Source organism: Amycolatopsis sp. NPDC043889 (genome assembly GCF_056435645.1).
Map to the genome: position 1 here is coordinate 120906 of NZ_JBWKEC010000017.1, position 18063 is coordinate 138968.

The following is an 18063-nucleotide window of genomic DNA, read 5'->3' on the forward strand; positions in this document are numbered from 1 at the left end:
GCCCTGTCCGTGAAGGCCTCCTTGCCTACCTTGAGGGTAGGGAAGGAGGCCTTCACGGACTCCATAATCGCCACGTTCGCCCCAGGTGCACCAGCAGTCGCAACGGGGGCGCCGAGGAAACTCGACCTTCACACCGTGCCCGAGTACATGAAGGGGGCCTTCATGTATTCAGGCGGGCAAGAACACTGGTACCGAGCCGGTCGGGCCTAGGAAGGGGCCGGGCCGGTGCTGCCCCGTTCGGTCAGGCGAGGTGACAGCAGCCGGACCTCGGCCTGGCCTCCGTCATCGAGACGGCGCATCGCCATTTCGACGGCGAGGCTGCCGAGTTCGGCGGCCGGGATGGCGATCGACGTCAGCTGTACCGACTGCGCCTCGGCCATGTCCTCCGGGCAGACGGCCAGTACCGAGATGTCCTGGGGCACCTGCTTGCCGCGACGGTTCAGTTCGGACAGCAACGGGCCGAGGATGGCCTCGTTGTGCACGACCAGCCCGGTGACGCCGGGTTGCTTGGCGAACACGTCGTCGAGGCAGGCACGCAGCGCGTCGTAGGAAGGCGCGCACGGGAACGAACCGGCGCGCACCTTGCGTTTCGTGGCCGTCTGGCGGAAGCCGCGCAGGAAGCGTCCCGCGTAGCTCGTGCCGCGTTTGTAGACCGCGGGGGATGGGCCGATCAGCGCGACCTCGCGATGGCCGAGGTCGGCCAGATGCGTGACGCTCGCGGCGCCGGCGGCGGTGAAGTCGAGATCGACGCAGGTGAGGTCGCCGGGGTCGGCGGGAACTCCGATCAGCACCACCGGCCGGTGCAAGGATCTCAGCACCGGAAGACGCGGCTCGGAGGTTTCGACGTCCATCACGATCAGCGCGTCCGCGATGGCGGACGCCGCGATCCGGCGCAGGCCGTCCGGGCCTTCGTTCTTGGTCAGCAGGAGCACGTCGTGGTCGTAGGTGCGTGCCTCGGTGACGGTGGCCGCGACGAACTGCATGACCACCGGGACGTTCAGGTCCGTCCGCAGCGGGACGACGAGCGCGAGCACGTTGGTGCGGCTGCTGGCCAGCGCGCGGGCGCCCGCGTTCGGGTGGTAACCGAGTTCGCTGATGCTGTGCTGGACGCGGCGGCGGGTGTCCTCCGAGATCGAACGCCGTCCGGACAGCACGTAGGACACGGTGCTCGGGGAGACCCCGGCCGCCCGGGCGACGTCTGCGATGGTGACCATCAGCCGATGATAGTGCGCGTCGAATCGATTCGACGGATTCAGGATCGAGAGGGTCGCGCACCGCCCTTGCTCAGTTCGATCAACCGCGGCAACGCGTCAGTGGGCAGCGAGACACCCCGGTAGGCCATGAGTTTGGTGAACTGGCGCATCGGCATCGAAGCGACCATGCGCATCCAGTCCGCGCTGCTCTCGGCCCGATTGCTCTGGCCGGCGAGCAACTCGCCAAGCTCCGGACCCACGATCGGGTGACCGAACCACTCCTCGACCGTCGAGTCGATCGACAGGACCGGGATGATGACGTCGCCGGCCAGCGTGACGAGCGCTTCGGCGACGATATGCGCGGCGCTCCGGCCGATCTGGACGGTGTAGTCGCCCGGCGAGACCACCCAGCGGCTCAGTTCGACGTCGTACCAGGCGAAAGCGCGGCGATCGAGGGTGAGCTCGACGCGGCGGGTCTCGACCGGTTCGAGCGAGATCTTGGCGAACGCGCGGAGCTCCCGCGCCGGGGTGCGAACGGGAGCGGCGTTGGTGGCGACGTAGACCTGGACGACGTGTTTACCGGCGCGGGTTCCGGTGTTGGTAACGGTCACCGCGACGGTGGCGGAGTCGTCGCCCGTCGCCGTGACCGTCAGGCCGGTGGTCTCGAAGGTGGTGTAGGACAGGCCGTGGCCGAAGGGGTACCGGACCGCGACCTCGGCGGTCTCGTAGTAGCGATAGCCGACCATGACTCCCTCGCCGTACCGGACGTGGCCCGACTCGCCGGGGAAGTTGAGATAGCTGGGGTTGTCCTGCAAACGCAACGGAATGCTCTCGGCGAGATGACCTGACGGGTTGGTGACGCCGTAGAGGAGGTCGGCGAGCGCGCTGCCGCCTGCCTGGCCGAGCAGCCAGCCGTCGAGAATGGAGTCGACGTCGTCGTGCCAACCCTCCAGTGACACCACGCCGCCGTGGGAGAGGACGACCACGGTGCGCGTGCTCGCTGCCGCGACCGCCTTGATGAGCTCGACCTGTGCCGCGGGAAGGCCGATGGTGTCCCGGTCGAACCCCTCGGATTCGTCCCTTTCGCTCAGACCCGCGAAGACCACCGCGACGTCGGCCTCACGGGCGACCTCGACGGCGTTGTCGGCCAGGCCGCTCGCGTAGGTCACGGATTCTCCGAGCTCCCGGATCGCGTCGAGCGCGGTATCGACCCGGGTGGGATTGACGTGGGAGCTGCCGCCGCCTTGGAAGCGGGGGTTCGCGGCGAACTCGCCGATGACCGCCACCGCGGATCGCGTGGTCAGGGGCAACGTGTCCCGGTCGTTCTTCAGCAGGACAGCGCAGCCGGCGGCGACTTCTTTCGCCACCCGGTGCTGCGCGTCGGGGTCCACGTCGCCACTCGGCGGCAACGACCTGCCGGCGAGGGCGAGAACGCGGCGGACACTCCGGTCGACGACGGCTTCGTCCAGCTCCCCGCGCCGGACCGCCGCCACGATCTCGGCGTCGCCGCTGCCGCCGGTGCCCGGCATCTCGAGGTCGAGCCCCGCCGCGAGTGCGGCGACCCGGTCGTTCACCGCACCCCAGTCCGAGACGACCAGACCGTCGAAACCCCATTCGTCGCGCAGGACGTCGCTGAGCAGCCGGCGGTTCTGGGAGGCGTAGACGCCGTTGACCCGGTTGTACGAGCACATCACCGTCGCCGGGTGCGCTTCGGTCACGACGCGTTCGAACGCCGGGAAGTAGATCTCGCGCAGGGTCCGTTCGTCGACCTCCACGCTGACCCGCATCCGGTCGGTCTCCTGGTTGTTGGCCGCGAAATGCTTCACCGAGGCTCCCGCGCCTTCGGCCTGCATGGCCCGCACGTAGGCGACGGCGAGCGCCCCGCTCAGCAACGGGTCCTCCGAGTAGTACTCGAAATTGCGGCCGCACAACGGGGACCGCTTGATGTTCACACCGGGGCCGAGCACCACCGAGACCCCTGCCGCGCGGGCTTCCCTGCCGATGGCCGCGCCGACCCGCGCGGCGACCTCGGGATCCCAGCTGGAACCCACCGCGACCGACGGCGGGAAACAGGTGGCGGACACGCTGTCGTGCACGCCGAGATTGTCGGCCTCGTCGTCCTGCCGTCGCAGGCCGTGCGGGCCGTCGGAGAGCAGGATGGACGGGATCCCCGCGACCTCGATCGCCTCGGTGTGCCAGAAGTCGCGGCCGGACAGCAGCGACGCCTTCTGCTCGAGCGAGAGGCCGGTGGGTTCGATCGAGGTCAACGGGATTCCTTCCGGCCGGCAACTGTCCACTGTGTTCGAGAGTGCCAGACGGACACACCGCTGGCACGACGCGGCCGAGAGCATTGTCTCGTCGTGTCCTGTCCGCTAACATCGCCGTAACGCGACTGTCGAATCGTTTCGACAGTCGGATCTCCTGCTCGATCGCCACCCGATCACGACCGCTCGAAACTCGCCGAATATCGCCGCCCGTTTCGTCGAAGCGCTTCGATTACTCGCGATGGAGACTTCATGAGCAGAGCAGCTCTCCCCGTCCGCCTCCGCCGGATCGGCATGTTCGCCACGACGATCACCCTGGTGCTGGGCCTCGCCTCACCCGCGGTCGCGGACGAGCTGAACGCTCTTCCGTTCCGTGATCCGGGCCTCCCGTTGACCACGCGCGTGGACGATCTGGTGCGGCGGCTGACCCTGGCGGAGAAGGTGTCGTTGCTGCACCAGTTCCAGCCGGCGATCCCGCGGCTGGGCATCCCCGAATTCAAGACGGGAACCGAGGCCCTCCACGGTCTCGGCTGGACGACGGAGCGCACGAACGGCGCCGTCGTGACCGCGAGCGCCACGGTCTTCCCTCAGGCGATCGGGCTCGCTTCGACGTGGGACCCCGCGTTGATCGAACAGGTCGGGGCGGTCGTCGGTGACGAGGCGCGGGGCTACCACTCGCAGGACCCCGGGTTCTGGGGGCTCCAGCTGTGGGCGCCGGTGGTGAACCTGCTGCGTGATCCGCGATGGGGGCGCAACGAGGAGGGCTACTCGGAAGATCCTCTGCTGACCGGGGCGATCTCGACGGCGTACGGCAAGGGGATGACCGGCGACCATCCCCAGTACCTCAAGACCGCTCCGGTGCTGAAGCACTACCTGGCCAACAACAACGAGATCCGCCGCGACACCACGTCGTCCAACCTGCGCCCGCGAGTGCTGCGCGAATACGACGAGCAGGCGTTCAAACCGGCTATCGCGGCCGACGCGGCGACCGGCGTGATGGGGTCGTACAACCTCGTCAACGGACGGCCCGCGACGGTCAACCCCGACCTTGACGACGTCGTGCGGACGTGGACCGACAAGACGCTCTACAACGTCAGCGACGCGTCCGCCCCGTACAACCTGACAGGCTCCGAGAAGTACTACGGAACCAACGAGGAAGGGTTCGCGGCCACCCTCAAAGCCGGTCTGGACGGCTTCACCGTCGACAACCAGAACCCCGGCCCCACCATCAAGATCATCACGTCCGCGCTGGCCAAGGGGTTGCTCGCCGAGGCCGACATCGACAAGGCGGTGAAGCACGTCCTGAGCGTCCGCTTCCGGCTCGGCGACTTCGATCCGGACGGCGGCCCGTACGCCAAGATCGGCAAGGACGTGGTCAACAGTCCGGCGCACCGGCAGCTCGCCCGCAAGGCGGCGGGCGAGGCCATGGTGCTGCTGAAGAACGACCGCGGCGCGCTGCCGCTGGACCCGAAGCGCGGAGTCGCTGTCATCGGGCCGTTGGAGAAGACCCTGTACACCGACTGGTACTCCGGCGGACTGCCGTACAAGGTGACCCCGGTGGACGGGATCCGCGCGCGGCTCGGCGGCGGGGCACAGATCACCGACACCGAGGCCGTCGACAGGATCGCCTTGCGCGACGCCGCCACCGGCAGGTACCTCAGCGGCGGCGCGGGTGAGGCGGGCGCGGTGCTCAAGACCGGCGCCACCAGTGCCGGGGCCACGGAGCAGTTCGACGCCTTCGAGTGGGGCGATGGTGTGCTGACGTTGCGCAGTGTCGCGAACGGGAAGTACGTCGAGCGGCAGAACCTCGCCGATGCCACCAGTCCGTTCCTCAACCAGGCGCCGCAGCCGCGGGACTGGTTCGTCCACCAGCAGTTCAAACTGGAGGACGCGGGTGACGGCACGGTCGTGATCAGGTACGCCGGTTACGAGCTTCCGAACGACTGGGACGGGCCGAACAGCTATCTCACCGTAGCCGCCGACGGCACACTGACCCTGGGCTCGCCGAACGCGGCGGGAGCGACCAAGTTCCGCAAGGAGCAGATCACCTCGGGGATCGACAGCGCGGTGAAGGCGGCACGATCGGCCGAAACGGCGGTCGTGGTCGTGGGCAGCATGCCGTTCATCAACGGCCGGGAAGACCACGACCGCACCACGACGGCGCTGGCCCAGAGCCAGAGCGAACTGATCAAGGCCGTGCGCAAGGCGAATCCGAACACCGTCGTGGTGGTCGAGAACAGCTATCCCACGACCTTGAACTGGGAGCAGGAGAACATCCCGGCGATCGTGTGGACCTCGCACGCCGGCCAGGAGACCGGCAACGCGCTCGCCGACGTGCTGTACGGCGACGTGAACCCGGCCGGCCGTCTCACCCAGACCTGGTACCGCTCGGACGCCGAGCTCCCGGACATCCTCGACTACGACATCATGAAACGCGGCAGCACCTACCAGTACTTCACCGGTGATCCGCTCTACGCCTTCGGCCACGGTCTGTCCTACACGAACTTCCGCTACAGCGACCTGCGCCTCGGCAAGCCGGGTCCACAAGGGACGTTCGAAGCGACGGTGAAGGTGACCAACACCGGGAAACGTGCCGGTGACGAGGTGGTGCAGCTCTACTCCCATCAACTCGTGTCCCGCGACAAGCAGCCGAATCAGCGGCTCCGCGACTTCGAACGGGTGCACCTGGAACCAGGGCAGACCAAGACGGTGCGCCTGTCGGTGCCCGACCTCCGGCATTGGGACGTCACCCGGGGCAAATGGGTGCTGGAATCGTCCGTCCACGAGGTGATGGTCGGTGCGTCCGCCGCCGACATCCGGCTGCGCTCGGCGATCCCCGTTCGTGGCGAGCAGATCCCGCCGCGCGACCTGACGCGGAACACCAGGGCGATCGACTTCGACGACTACTCGGGCGTCGAACTGGTCGACGAAAGCAAGGTCCGTGGCGACGCGGTCGGAGTCGGCGCGGGAGACTGGCTGCGCTTCAGCGACGTGGACTTCCGTTCCGGGGCACGGACGTTCACCGCCAGAACGGCTCGCGCCGCACCAGGAACGTCCACTGTGGAAATCCGGCTCGGCGGCCCACGCGGCAGGCTGGCCGGCACCGCGCAGATCGCCAGTACCGGCGACAAGTACACGTACTCGACGACCACCGCGACGTTGTCCGGGCTGAACGGGCGGCACGACGTCTACCTCGTCTTCACCGCCGATTCGAGAATCAGCACGTTTTCTCTGCGGTAACGGTCCATTTGGTGAAAAGACACGGAAGGAGCCCGGCTATGCGCAGGCAAGCACGATCCTTGTCGAGCAGTGTCGTCATGGCGTTGGTCGCCACCCTGATGATAGGAGGGACGGCGCAGGCCGCCACCTGGAGCTCTTCGGACAAGTGGGGGAGCTGGTCGAACGGCGGCTACACCGTCCGCAACAACGTCTGGGGCGGAGGCGCCGGCCCGCAGTCGATCTGGGCGAACTCCTACAGCAACTTCGGCGTCTGGGCGAACCACCCGAACACCGGCGGAGTGAAGTCGTATCCGCATTCGGCGAAGAACGTCGGCCGCCAGTTGAGCGGACTGCGGAGCCTTTCCAGCAGTTTCAACGTCTCCAGGCCGGGTGGCGGCGCCTACGCGACGGCGTACGACATCTGGGCGAACAACAACGCCTACGAGATCATGCTGTGGATGAACAAGCAGGGTGCCGTGGGCGCGATCGGTTCGAAGGAGACCACGGTGTCGGTCGGCGGCCACACCTGGGACGTCTACCGGGGGAGCAACGGCGCCAACGCGGTGTTCTCCTTCCTGCGCACCTCCAACACGAACGCGGGTTCGGTCGACGTGCTCGCCGTGCTGAACTGGATCAAGAATCGCGGCTGGTACGGCGACGTGACGGTCGGTGAAGTGCAGTTCGGCTTCGAGATCACGTCGTCCAGCGGCGGCATGAACTTCTCGTCGAACAGTTATTCCGTCTCGTCGTCCTGATCGGTAGCCACCTTCACACCACGCCCGACCCCGCCTGGATCAGATCCGCACCGGCGGAGATGCCCGACCGTACCGCTCCGACTTGCGGGCCCGGTGCCGTCGTGTCACCAATGGACATGTTCTGAGTGGCGCGAACGGCGAGAGGACACGTACAGCCCTGTGAACCTGACTCTCGTCGCCGTGCTCGGCGTCGTCCTCATCGTGGTGGTGGCGGCGTTCTCCGAACGGCTGAACCTGGCTGCTCCGCTGAGCCTCGTGGTGGCCGGGATCGGGCTGAGCTTTCTGCCGGGCGTCCCACATCCGGAGGTCGAACCCGAGCTGATCCTCGCCGGGGTGCTCCCTCCGCTGCTGTATTCGGCGGCGGTGAACATGCCGATGGTCGACTTCCGGCGGAACATCCGGCCGATCACCGGCCTCGCGGTCCTTCTCGTGGTGGGGACGACACTGGGCGCCGGCTGGCTGTTCCACTGGCTGGTGCCGGGGATCGGGTGGCCCGCCGCGTTCGCGCTCGGCGCGGTCATCAGCCCCACCGACGCCGTCGCGGCGACGTCCGTGGGGCGGCGACTCGGTCTGCCACCCCGGCTGCTGCGGTCCGCCGTCGCCGCGGTCGCAGGGTCGGTGTCCGTCTGGGGCGTCGTGGGCGAGTTCGCCTTCTCGGTCGTCGTGGCGGTCGGGATCGGGATCCTGGTCGGGGTCGTCAACGTGCGGGCGCGCGCCTTGCTGGGCAACGCCGTGCTCAACACGGCCATCTCGTTCGTGGTCCCGTTCATCGCCTTCCTGCCCGCGGAAGAGGCCGGCGCCTCGGGCGTGCTCGCCGTCGTCGTCGCCGGCCTGGTGACCGGTCATCTCGCCCCGCGGCATCTGCGCGCGACGGACCGCCTCGCCGAGACCGTCAACTGGCGCACCGCGGCGTTCCTGCTGGAGAGCGGGATGTTCCTGCTCATGGGACTCAGCGTGAAGACCCTCGTCGACGAGGTGCACGAGGACGGTTCGAGCGTCTGGCGCGCGCTCGCCATCGGCCTGGCCGCGTCGGCGCTCGTCATCGTCGCGCGCGTCGTCTTCGTCGGACCGCTGGTCGCCGGCCTGTACCGCGAGCAGCGAAAAGCCGCGCGATTCAAACCGCGACTGGAAACCACGCAGGCGGTGCTGCGGGGCGACGAGTCGAATCCCGCCGTCACCGAGCGGCTGGACAAAGCGTCACCGAGACGGGTGGCGCATTTCCGGAAACGGCTCGATCGCGCCGCCGCGGACGTGGAGTTCCGGCTCACCGAGACTCTGGGCTGGCGCGGCGGTGTGGTGCTCGGCTGGGCGGGGATGCGCGGCGCCATCACCCTCGCGGCGGCGCAGACCCTTCCGCAGGACACCCCGGACCGCGCCCTGCTGGTCCTGATCGCCTACGTGGTGGCGACCACGACGCTGCTGGTACAGGGAATGACCCTCCCGGCGGTCATCCGTGCGGCGCGTGTGCCCGAGGAGGATCCGGACCGGGCGCGCCAGGAGTACCTCCGGCTCATGGCCGAGCTCGCCGACGCGGCGAAGTCCGTTTTGGACGATCCGGCCGACGGGCCGTTCAGCGAGGCGGTCCTGGACCGGGTGCGCTCGGACGTGCGCGTCCCGGGCAAAGCGACCGCGGGCCGTCCGGCGCCGGAACAGGTCGAGAGCGTGCAGCAATATCTGCGGTTGCGCTTGCGTGTCCTCACCGAACAGTCCGAACGCCTCCAGCGAGCCCGGTCGAGCGGCGGATACAGCTCGGAGACGGTGAGCCGGGCGCAAACAGCCCTCGACGTGGAGATGGCCCGCCTCGAGCAGCTGGCGGATAAACCGGCGTCGTGACCGACAAGCTGGAGCCAACAAGGCGGCGATAGTGATCTAGGACACAATGTCTCCGGCGTTTGCCCCGAACCGTCCGCATCGACAAAGTCAACGATGCTTACATGCGCGGTATGAACGGATACGACTGGGCTCCGCCCACGGATGCGGAAATGGCCGTTTGGGAGGCCAAGGCCGCGGAATTCGAACGCCTCGCCGCCGAACAGGCCGAAGAACGTTTTACCGGTCGTTCGGATAGCGGCCTCGTCGAGGCCGAAGTGGACGGCAACGGACGGCTGACGGACCTCGACGTGAGCGCCGAGGCGCTGCGTCAGGCCTACCCGCAGAACATCGGCCCGGACACCATCGAAGCCATCGTCGCAGCCCGGGCCGCGGCCGGCGCGGCAGGCCGCGAGAAGGCCGAAGGAATCCTCCCGGGGGTGCGCGCTTGAGCCGCCGGCGCAGGCTGGAGAACCTGGTCAGCGAGATCGAGGAGCGCGACGCCGCGCTCACGACAGCGCTCGCGAACGCCAGGGATCAGGCCATCGAGGTCGACATCCCCGGCGAGCTCGGCGTCGTCGAGGTCTCCGGTTCCGGCCAGCTGCAACGCATCGACATCGACCTCGAAAACCTCCCCTACACCACGGCCCAGGCGTTGAGCGAGAGCCTGCTGGAGGCGATCGTCGCCGCCGAGGAGCACGCGCAAGAACTCAGGCAGCAGGCCCTCACCGCCTCGCGCCCCCGCTGATCACCGAACGGAGAACGACTTTGGCTCGAATCGAAGGCACCGGTTACTACGTCGTACCGGACGCCCTCCGCAAGAACACCGAGGCGTGGGTCACCACCGGGGACGCCTGGCGGGAGTTCGTCGACCGCGGCAGCGACTACGCGGTCATGGCCCCCGCCGACATGGGGCTGCTCGGTATGAAGACCGGTTTCCCCACGGACTACAACGTCGCCCGCGAGACCATCCTGAAGACCGCTCGGATCGGCATCGAGCAGATCGACGAGGTCCGCGGCAACCTGGACAAGGTCGCCAAGGAGTACGAGAACCGCGACGCCGAGTACTACGAGAAGTTCGGATACATGGGTGGCGACGACGACGCTGCGGACAGCCGCTTCTAGGCCCCGGCACACACTCGAAACTTAAGGAACAGAACAGAGCATGGCGACACGCCAGAAGGCCGAGTGGCCTGAGAACGCGGCCAATAAAGTCCAGGCGAAGGCCGAAGAGCACGAGCACAAGGGTGCCCTCGACACCTTGTTCATGATCCGGGATCTCCTCTTCGGCAACGCCGATCGGATGGAAGAACTGGCCGTGTGGTGGGGCCAGGCCTGGTACATGGTCGACTCGGAGACCGCGATCGACGACTCGCGCAACAACCTCGCCGCGTACTGGCAGGGCGGCGGGTACGACTCCTACAACACCTACGCGATCAACGCCACCAAGCGCATCTCCCGCAACGAAGGTGTGTTCAACGAGATCGCCGGCACGATGGAGAGCTGCATCGACATCGTCTACGAGACCTACGGCGACGCGATCGCTTTCATCAGCGAGTGCGCCAACCAGATCGCCGAGGCTTCGGCGAACTTCCTCGAAGACCTCATCAACCCCTTCGGTGAGGCCGCGAACGTCATCCGCCTGCTCAACGGTTTCGTCCAGAACGTCAGCGATCTGGTCGAGGCCTCCGTCCGCAAAATGGGCGACCTGCGCCAGATGGGCGTGTTCCTCGCCCGGCAGGCGAACGACTTCAGTGACGTCAAGGAGATGGCCGAGGCGGCCGGGAACCCCGAGCTCTGGGGGGTCAAGCCGGTGCCGAAGGAACCCGCGGCCGCGCAGTGACGGACGAACCGACGAAGGAGCCCGACGGCGAACGCCTGCTCGAGAACCCGTGGGATCCGGAGACACTCGCCGCCAAACGCAAGAAGGCGGGCAAGCCGAAGGCCAGGATCAAGGGGGCGGGCAAGCCCGCCGAGGAGGATCCTGAGTTCCGGCTCAAGTTCGGGAAGGCCTGGTAGTGACCCCGGCGGGTCCCCATAGGACGAAATGTCCTATGGGGACCCCTCGTGGCACGCTCGCGCGCAAAGGACCTCAGCCGATGGACGGGATGCGCGCCGTCGGCGGCACGACCGGCGTTCATGACGCAGTTGGTGCTGCGACGCCGTGCCGCGGGGGAACGCGTGGTCGTCGTGGAGCTGGGTTGGACAAGTGCTACGGGGTGTGGCCGTGGACGGCGTGCCGGACCTCGACCACGCGGGGGTCATCGGCGCGAAGGCGACCCGGTCACGTCAGCCGGTATTCCATCGCGTACCGACAGGCAGCCACGGATTTTCTGGGCCGTTCGACGTCCGGTCGCAACCGGTACCAACCGGTTCTGGCCAGCACAAACAGCCGGTACGACAGAGGGGGCGTTTGAAGCTCGCACATGAGCCTGAACGCCCCCTCTGGGACCTGCCTGACGGGTCGGCCGGGTCAGGCCGTCCGGGGCTGGTCGCGCCACCAGCGCTGACCGGCCTCGGGAAGGGTGGAGATCGGGTCGTAGTAGGGGTAGCGCTGCTGCAGTGCCTCGTCGGCGTTGGCGACGTTTTCCCTGTCCACGCTGGTCAGGTAGTTCTTGGTCCAGTAGGAGATGCCCAACTCCCGGTCGTACTCGGCCAGCTGGTGAACCCACCGCTTCCCGACGTAGGGCACGTCGCAGACGATGCGGGGAGTCGCGTAGCCGGGCAGGTAGCCCATGATCGCGTGCTGGAGTTCCTGTGCTTCGTGCACGGAAACCCGCCAGTGCTCGGCGTTCGGGATCATGTCGCACATGTAGAAGTAGTACGGCAGGATGTTCGCCTCGCCTTGCAGCGCGAAGCACAGGTCCAGCAGGTCGGCCGGGGTCGCGTTGACGCCCTTCATCAGCACGCCCTGGTTGCGCACGTCGCGGACGCCGACGTCGAGGGCGGTCCTGGCGGCTTCGGCGACCAGCGGGGTCACCGACTGGGCGTGGTTGACGTGGGTGTGGATCGCGAGGTTGACGCCGCGCCGCTGCGCGGTGCCGGCGACGCGTTCGAGCCCTTCGACGACCTTCGGCTGGATCCAGTGCTGCGGGAGGGCGGCGAGCGCCTTGGTCGCGAGCCTGATGTCGCGGACGGTGTCTATGTCCATCAGCCGCATGAGGAACGACTCCAGCTGTGGCCAGGGCACGTTGGCGACGTCGCCGCCGGAGACCACGACGTCACGCACGCCCGGGGTCTTCTTCAGGTACTCGATCATCGCGTCCTGGCGGTCGACCGGTTTGAGCGAGAGCTTGTGCTTCTCGACTTGCTCGGTGGAGTTGCCGACCAGGTCCATCCGGGTGCAGTGCCCGCAGTACTGGGGACAGGTGGAGATCATCTCGGCGAGGACCTTGGTGGGGTAGCGATGGGTCAGCCCCTCCACCACCCACATCTCGGCCTCGTGCAGTGAGTCCCGTTCGGAGTGCGGGTGACTCGGCCACTCGGTGTCGCGGTCGCTGCGCACCGGAAGCATGTAGCGGCGGATCGGGTCGGCGTACCAGGCCTCGGTCACCTTCGCCGGGTCGGTGCCCGCGTTGGGCGCCATCGTGTTGATCATCTGCGGCGGCAGCAGCATCGACATCGTGGCCATCTCTCGCTGGTCGGCGAGCATGTCCTCGTAGAAGCGCTCCTCGAGCAGGTCGCCCATGAGGGCGCGCAGTTGCTTGGCGTTGCGGATGCAGTGCACTCGCTGCCACTGCGCGTCACGCCACTCTGCCTCGGTCACGTCGTGCCAGCCGGGGAAGCGGCGCCAGTCGGGTTCGATCAGCTCGACACGGGTGTAGTCGTAGGGCTGATCGTAGGCGGCCACCGGCGAGGTCGGTTCCTGGATCGCAGTCACTTGTACTCCTCGTCGTCGGAAACGCGTGAAAATATCCTGTCACATCGTTCGGAAGACGTAAATATTCCTGTCTCGCGTGGCGTGTCGAAATGTCACCGACCCGCCGGTCACCTGGTCGTCCGCACGCTGCAAACTCGGGAGCGTGACGAACGCGCGAACCACGCTCCTGCTCGGCGGGCGTATCTACAGCCCCTCGGCCCCCGACGCCACCGCCATGGCGATCACCGACGGCACCGTCGTCTGGGTGGGACAGGACGGCCCGGCCAGGGCCCTGCATCCCGACGCCGAACTGGTCGACCTCGACGGCGCCTTCGTCGCACCCGCCTTCGTCGACGCACATGTCCACGCCACCGCGACGGGCCTGCACCTCACCGGGCTGAACCTCGCGAACATCCGCGGTGCCGGAGAGCTCCTCGCCGCGGTCCGCGATGCCGCCCGCCCCGGCCAGGTGCTCGTCGCGCACGGGTGGGACGAATCCCGCTGGAGCGACGGCAGGCTGCCCAGCCGCGCGGAGATCGACGAGGCCTCGAACGGCACCCCGGTGTACCTGAGCCGGGTCGACGTCCACTCGGCGCTCGTCTCCAGCGCCCTCGTTGCGCTCGCCGCCGGCGTGCACGAGGCGCCGGGCTGGTCGGCCGACGGACCGCTGACCCGCGACGCCCACCACCTCGTGCGCGCCGCGATGCGCGAGGCGATCACGCCGCAGCAGCGCCGCGAAGCCCAGCGCGCGTTCCTCGCCGAAGCCGCCGCGCGCGGAGTCGTGAGCGTCCACGAATGCGCGGGCCCGGACATCTCCGGCGCCGAAGACCTCACGGATCTGCTCGCGCTCGCCTCCGAACCCGGACTGCCGGAAGTCGTCGGCTACTGGGGCGAGCGCGGTGGTGTCGACACCGCCCGCGCGCTCGGCGCCAGGGGAGTCGCGGGCGACCTGTTCGTCGACGGCGCGCTGGGCTCCCGCACCGCCGCCCTGCACGAGCCGTACGCCGACGCCCATGGCACCTCCGGGACGCTCTACCTCGACGCCCCCGCCATAGCCGAGCACATCAGCGCCTGCACCGAGGCCGAACTCCAGGCCGGTTTCCACGTCATCGGCGACGCCGCCGTCGCGGAGGTCGTCGAAGGGTTCCGGCTCGCGGAGAAGACCGTCGGCCGTCGAGCGCTGGCCGCCCGCCACCACCGGCTCGAACACGTGGAGATGATCGACGTCGACCAGGCGAAGGCGCTCGCGGGCTGGGGTGTGGTCGCTTCGGTCCAGCCGCAGTTCGACGCGGAATGGGGCGGCACCCAGGGCATGTACACCGAACGCCTCGGCGCGGAACGCGCCCCGAAGCTCAATCCCTTCGCCGCCATGGCCGCCGAAGGGCTCCTGCTCGCCTTCGGCTCCGACGCACCCGTCACGCCGGTCGACCCGTGGGCCACCGTCCGCGCCGGGACCTATCACCGCACGCCGGGCTCGGGCTTGTCCGCCCGCGCGTCCTTCACCGCCCACACCCGTGCGGGACACCGCGCCGCCGGCGTCAACGACGGCGTCACCGGCAGCCTGGTCCCGGGCGCTCCCGCGCACTACGCGATCTGGGACGCCGAAGACCTCGTCGTCGCGACACCGGACTCACGTGTACAGCGCTGGTCGACCGACCCGCGCGCGGGCGTGCCCCCGCTGCCGAACCTCGCGCAGGGCGCGACACTGCCCCGTTGTCTGCGCACGGTCCGCGACGGACAGGTCATCCACGATCTGTTCACCCGGACGGCCTAGGGTTCAGGAGTGTCCACGACCGTGACCGATCCGGACCCCGAAGCGGCGCCCCGGAAGCGCTTCTCCCGCGCCTGGCTCGTGCGTTTCCTCGTCGCCGCGGCGTCGGGATTCACGCTGTACCTCAGTTTCGCTCCGCGTCCGCTGTGGTGGCTCGCGCCGCTGGCGTTCACCGGCTTCGCCATGGTGGTGCACGGACGAAGGTTCCGGGGCGCGTTCGGTTACGCGTTCGTGTTCGGGATGGGGTTCTTCCTGCCGCTGCTGACGTGGCTGCTGGATTTCCTCGGCCCAGGCTTCGGGCCGTGGCCGTGGCTCGGGCTGGCGATGGCGCTGTCGGTGTATCTCGGTTTCGGCGGGGCTTTCGCCACCGTGGTGTGGAGGCTGCCGCTCGGGCCGCTGTGGGCGGCACTGGTGATCATCGCGCTGGAGACTCCTCGCACCTGGTTCCCCTTCGGCGGTTTCCCGTGGGGTCGTGTCGCGTTCAGCCAGCCTGAGGGCGCGTTCGTCTCGCTGGCATCTATCGGCGGTGCTCCGCTGGTCGGTCTCGCCGTCGTGGCGACCGGTTTCGGGCTCGCGGCGCTGTGCCTGCGACTGAAGGGCGCGGATCCGCGCCGTTCTCTGGTGGCGGCGTCGGCGCTGACGCTGGTTCCAGTGGTGGCGGGGCTCGCGGTGTGGCCGACGATCGGCACCGAAGCCCAGGACGGCGAGCTCACCGTCGCCACGGTGCAGGGCAACGCCCCGGACATCGGCCTGGCGCTGGAAGGCCGCCGCGACGAACTCCGGAGCAACCACCTCGCCGAAAGTGCCCGGCTGCTGGAAAAGCTCAAGGCGAGCAACACGAAGGTCGATCTGCTCGTATGGCCGGAGACCGCGATGGCCATGCGCACCGGCGATGCCGGCGTCGATCAGCTGGTCCGCGACTACGGCACGCAGGCGATCATCGGTGCGCTGGTCCGATTGCCCGACGGAAGCGCGCAGAACTCCGCGCTCGTCTGGGATCCGGTCACCGGCCCGGGCCAGCGCTACGCCAAGCAACAGCTCGTGCCGTTCGGCGAGTACATCCCGGCCCGTGAGGTCGCGAAGCTGGTGACCCCGTTCGTCGACAGCGTCGCCGACATGAAGCCGGGCGACGGAGCCAACGCCGCCCTGTCGGTCGCGGGTACCAAGGTCGGCGTCTTCATCTGTTACGAGACAGCCTTCGACCACCCGGCGCGGGAGTCGGTGGCCGATGGCGCGGAACTGCTCGTCGTACCCACCAACAACGCCTGGTACGGACCGGGGGAGATGAGCTATCAGCAGCTGGCGATGTCGCGGTTGCGAGCGGTCGAGCACGGGCGCGCCGTGATCGTTTCCGCCACCAGCGGGGTCAGCGCGATCGTCGCGCCGGACGGTTCGATCACGGCCTCCACCAGCCTGTTCACCGCAGACTCCCTGGTGGGGCGCGTACCGCTGAAGCAGCAGACTACGCTGTCGGATCTACTCGGTGTGACGACGGAGTACGGGCTGCTCGCCCTGGCGATCGCCGGGGTTACCGGCGGGTACGTGCTGCGTTTCCGCACCCGGCGCGCGAGCGTCGCCAAGGCAACGAGGGAAGCGGCGGGCTGACCCGCCGGAACACGGAGGAAAAGCGGATGGCGCAGGCGCCACGGGGGGCCCAGGGAATCGACCCGGTGCTGGTGGTGGTCCCGACGTACAACGAGCGGGAGAACATCGGCCCGATCCTGGAACGCCTGCTCGAAGCACTCCCGGAGGTCAACGCCCTCGTCGTGGACGACGGCAGCCCGGACGGGACCGGCGACGTCGCCGACGAGCTCGCGAAGGCCGACGAGCGGATCCACGTCATGCACCGGACCGAGAAGGCCGGCCTGGGCGCCGCGTACGTCGCGGGTTTCCGCTGGGGACTCGCTCGTGACTACGCCACCATCGTCGAGATGGACGCCGACGGCTCACATGCGCCGGAGGATCTGCCGCGGGTACTGGCGGCCCTCGAGGACGCGGATCTGTCCATCGGCTCCCGGTACGTTCCCGGTGGCAGCACGGTGAACTGGCCGTTCCAGCGCAAGGCGCTCTCCTGGGTGGCGAACCTCTACGCGAGGATCGCGCTCGGCACGAAGATCAAGGACATCACGGCGGGTTTCCGCGCGTACCGCCGCACGGTGCTGGAGAAGCTCCCGCTCGACGAGATCGCCTCGCGGGGCTACTGCTTTCAGATCGACCTGGCGTTCCGCACGGCGCTCGCCGGGTTCGAGGTGGTCGAGGTGCCGATCACCTTCACCGAACGCGAGGTCGGTCAGTCGAAGATGAGCGGTTCGGTCGTGCGCGAGGCGATCGTCCTGGTCGGTCTGTGGGGGCTCAAGCGTCGCTGGCAGCAGCTTCGCGGGCTGGCCAAGAAGGGCTGACCCCCAGCACGCTCACCCCGAGCTTTCCCAGTTCCTTCACCGTCGGCTCGTCCGGCGCCGCGTCGGTGATCACGCCCGCGACGTCGGACAGGGGGAGCACGGTGAACGGCGAGGCCGCGCCGATCTTCTCCGAACTGGCCAGCACGTAGGTGTCGGCGGCCCGTTTGGCGAGGGTGCGCTTCATCGCGGCCTCGTCGGAGTCGCCGGTGGTGAGCCCGGTCTCGGGATGCACGCCGGTGACGCCGAGGAAGAACAGATCGGCATTGATGCCCTCGGCCGCCTCGGCCGCGGCCGCCCCGCAGGTGACGGCGGAGTGCTTGAAGAGCCGTCCGCCGATGAGGAACACCTCGACCTTCGGATGCGTGACGAGCGCGGCCGCGACCGTGGGGCTGTGCGTGACGATTGTCGCTTCGAGGTCGACGGGGAGTGCCTTCGCCAGCGCGAGCGCGGTCGTGCCGCCGTCGAGGATGACCGTCGATCCCAGCCGGATCAACGCTGCTGCACGTTTCGCGATCCGTTCCTTGCCTGCGACGCTGACCGCCATGCGCGTCGCGTAGTCCGCGGTGGCCGGGGAGACCGGCAGGGCTCCGCCGTAGACCCGCTGACAGAGCCCGGCGTCCGCGAGTTCTCGCAGGTCACGGCGGATGCTGTCTTCCGATACGCCGAGTTCGGCGGCGAGGTCCTTCGCCACGATGCGGCCTTCGGTCTTGAGTCGTTCCATCAGCAGGTCTCGTCGCTGCGCAGCCAACATGTGCACGTTCCTCCTTGTTCCTGCCGATTGTTGCACATTATGC

General features: G+C 68.3%; 15 protein-coding genes. 11 read left to right on the forward strand and 4 right to left on the reverse strand.

Going from position 1 to position 18063, the window contains the following annotated elements:
* Positions 1-206: 206 nt before the first annotated feature.
* Both AC0685_RS27710 and AC0685_RS27715 read right to left on the reverse strand, forming a co-directional pair.
* On the reverse strand, positions 207-1214 hold the full coding sequence (locus AC0685_RS27710; protein WP_478228211.1) for a LacI family DNA-binding transcriptional regulator: 1008 nt from the start codon (positions 1212-1214) through the stop codon (positions 207-209).
* A 38-nt stretch (positions 1215-1252) separates the two neighbouring features.
* Entirely contained in the window at positions 1253-3460 is a 2208-nt protein-coding gene (locus tag AC0685_RS27715; RefSeq protein WP_478228212.1) for a glycoside hydrolase family 3 C-terminal domain-containing protein, read from the reverse strand.
* 249 nt (positions 3461-3709) lie between these two features.
* Between AC0685_RS27715 and AC0685_RS27720 the strand changes: the two genes are divergently transcribed.
* The 8 genes from AC0685_RS27720 (at position 3710) to AC0685_RS27755 (ending at position 11259) form a co-directional block, all read left to right on the forward strand.
* Entirely contained in the window at positions 3710-6697 is a 2988-nt protein-coding gene (locus AC0685_RS27720) for a glycoside hydrolase family 3 protein (RefSeq protein ID WP_478228213.1), read from the forward strand.
* 38 nt (positions 6698-6735) lie between these two features.
* Positions 6736-7431, forward strand: a complete 696-nt coding sequence (locus AC0685_RS27725; protein WP_478228214.1) for a glycoside hydrolase family 12 protein — start codon at positions 6736-6738, stop codon at positions 7429-7431.
* 159 nt (positions 7432-7590) lie between these two features.
* Positions 7591-9264, forward strand: coding sequence for a cation:proton antiporter (locus AC0685_RS27730; RefSeq protein ID WP_478228215.1), 1674 nt, complete (start codon positions 7591-7593; stop codon positions 9262-9264).
* A gap of 149 nt (positions 9265-9413) precedes the next feature.
* Complete coding sequence (locus tag AC0685_RS27735) at positions 9414-9692, forward strand: YbaB/EbfC family nucleoid-associated protein (RefSeq protein WP_478228216.1); 279 nt, start codon at positions 9414-9416, stop codon at positions 9690-9692.
* Positions 9689-9988, forward strand: coding sequence for a hypothetical protein (locus AC0685_RS27740; RefSeq protein ID WP_478228217.1), 300 nt, complete (start codon positions 9689-9691; stop codon positions 9986-9988). Before AC0685_RS27735 ends, AC0685_RS27740 begins: the two co-directional genes overlap by 4 nt.
* A 20-nt stretch (positions 9989-10008) precedes the next feature.
* A complete protein-coding gene (locus AC0685_RS27745; protein ID WP_478228218.1) occupies positions 10009-10365 on the forward strand; it encodes a hypothetical protein in 357 nt (118 codons plus the stop codon).
* Positions 10366-10405: 40 nt separating this feature from the next.
* Positions 10406-11083 carry a hypothetical protein gene (locus AC0685_RS27750; RefSeq protein ID WP_478228219.1) on the forward strand — a complete coding sequence of 226 codons (678 nt, stop codon included), beginning with the start codon at positions 10406-10408 and terminating at the stop codon, positions 11081-11083.
* On the forward strand, positions 11080-11259 hold the full coding sequence (locus tag AC0685_RS27755; RefSeq protein WP_478228220.1) for a hypothetical protein: 180 nt from the start codon (positions 11080-11082) through the stop codon (positions 11257-11259). Before AC0685_RS27750 ends, AC0685_RS27755 begins: the two co-directional genes overlap by 4 nt.
* 454 nt (positions 11260-11713) lie before the next feature.
* On the opposite strand, the gene AC0685_RS27760 is transcribed toward AC0685_RS27755, so the two are convergent.
* On the reverse strand, positions 11714-13120 hold the full coding sequence (locus AC0685_RS27760) for a KamA family radical SAM protein (RefSeq protein ID WP_478228221.1): 1407 nt from the start codon (positions 13118-13120) through the stop codon (positions 11714-11716).
* A 142-nt stretch (positions 13121-13262) separates the two neighbouring features.
* On the opposite strand from AC0685_RS27760, the gene AC0685_RS27765 reads away from it, so the two are divergent.
* From AC0685_RS27765 to AC0685_RS27775, 3 genes are read left to right on the forward strand one after another with little or no spacing between them, the layout of a single operon-like run.
* A complete protein-coding gene (locus AC0685_RS27765; protein WP_478228222.1) occupies positions 13263-14873 on the forward strand; it encodes an amidohydrolase in 1611 nt (536 codons plus the stop codon).
* A gap of 9 nt (positions 14874-14882) precedes the next feature.
* Positions 14883-16475, forward strand: coding sequence for an apolipoprotein N-acyltransferase (gene lnt / locus AC0685_RS27770; protein WP_478228223.1), 1593 nt, complete (start codon positions 14883-14885; stop codon positions 16473-16475).
* Positions 16476-16501: 26 nt separating this feature from the next.
* Complete coding sequence (locus tag AC0685_RS27775) at positions 16502-17269, forward strand: polyprenol monophosphomannose synthase (RefSeq protein ID WP_457954448.1); 768 nt, start codon at positions 16502-16504, stop codon at positions 17267-17269.
* On the opposite strand, the gene AC0685_RS27780 is transcribed toward AC0685_RS27775, so the two are convergent.
* The gene (locus tag AC0685_RS27780) at positions 17223-18020 is read right to left on the reverse strand and encodes a DeoR/GlpR family DNA-binding transcription regulator (protein ID WP_340681915.1); all 798 of its coding nucleotides are present in this window, start codon (positions 18018-18020) and stop codon (positions 17223-17225) included. The two genes, AC0685_RS27775 and AC0685_RS27780, sit on opposite strands and share 47 nt — an antisense overlap.
* Between the last annotated feature and the right edge of the window lie 43 nt (positions 18021-18063).

What these genes read in the sequence shown, in the direction of transcription:
- AC0685_RS27710 (WP_478228211.1), bottom strand. Translation starts at nt 1,214, where the DNA reads ATGGTCACCATCGCAGACGTCGCCCGGGCGGCCGGGGTCTCCCCGAGC.
- AC0685_RS27720 (WP_478228213.1), top strand. Translation starts at nt 3,710, where the DNA reads ATGAGCAGAGCAGCTCTCCCCGTCCGCCTCCGCCGGATCGGCATGTTC.
- AC0685_RS27725 (WP_478228214.1), top strand. Translation starts at nt 6,736, where the DNA reads ATGCGCAGGCAAGCACGATCCTTGTCGAGCAGTGTCGTCATGGCGTTG.
- AC0685_RS27735 (WP_478228216.1), top strand. Translation starts at nt 9,414, where the DNA reads ATGGCCGTTTGGGAGGCCAAGGCCGCGGAATTCGAACGCCTCGCCGCC.
- AC0685_RS27750 (WP_478228219.1), top strand. Translation starts at nt 10,406, where the DNA reads ATGGCGACACGCCAGAAGGCCGAGTGGCCTGAGAACGCGGCCAATAAA.
- AC0685_RS27775 (WP_457954448.1), top strand. Translation starts at nt 16,502, where the DNA reads ATGGCGCAGGCGCCACGGGGGGCCCAGGGAATCGACCCGGTGCTGGTG.
- AC0685_RS27780 (WP_340681915.1), bottom strand. Translation starts at nt 18,020, where the DNA reads ATGTTGGCTGCGCAGCGACGAGACCTGCTGATGGAACGACTCAAGACC.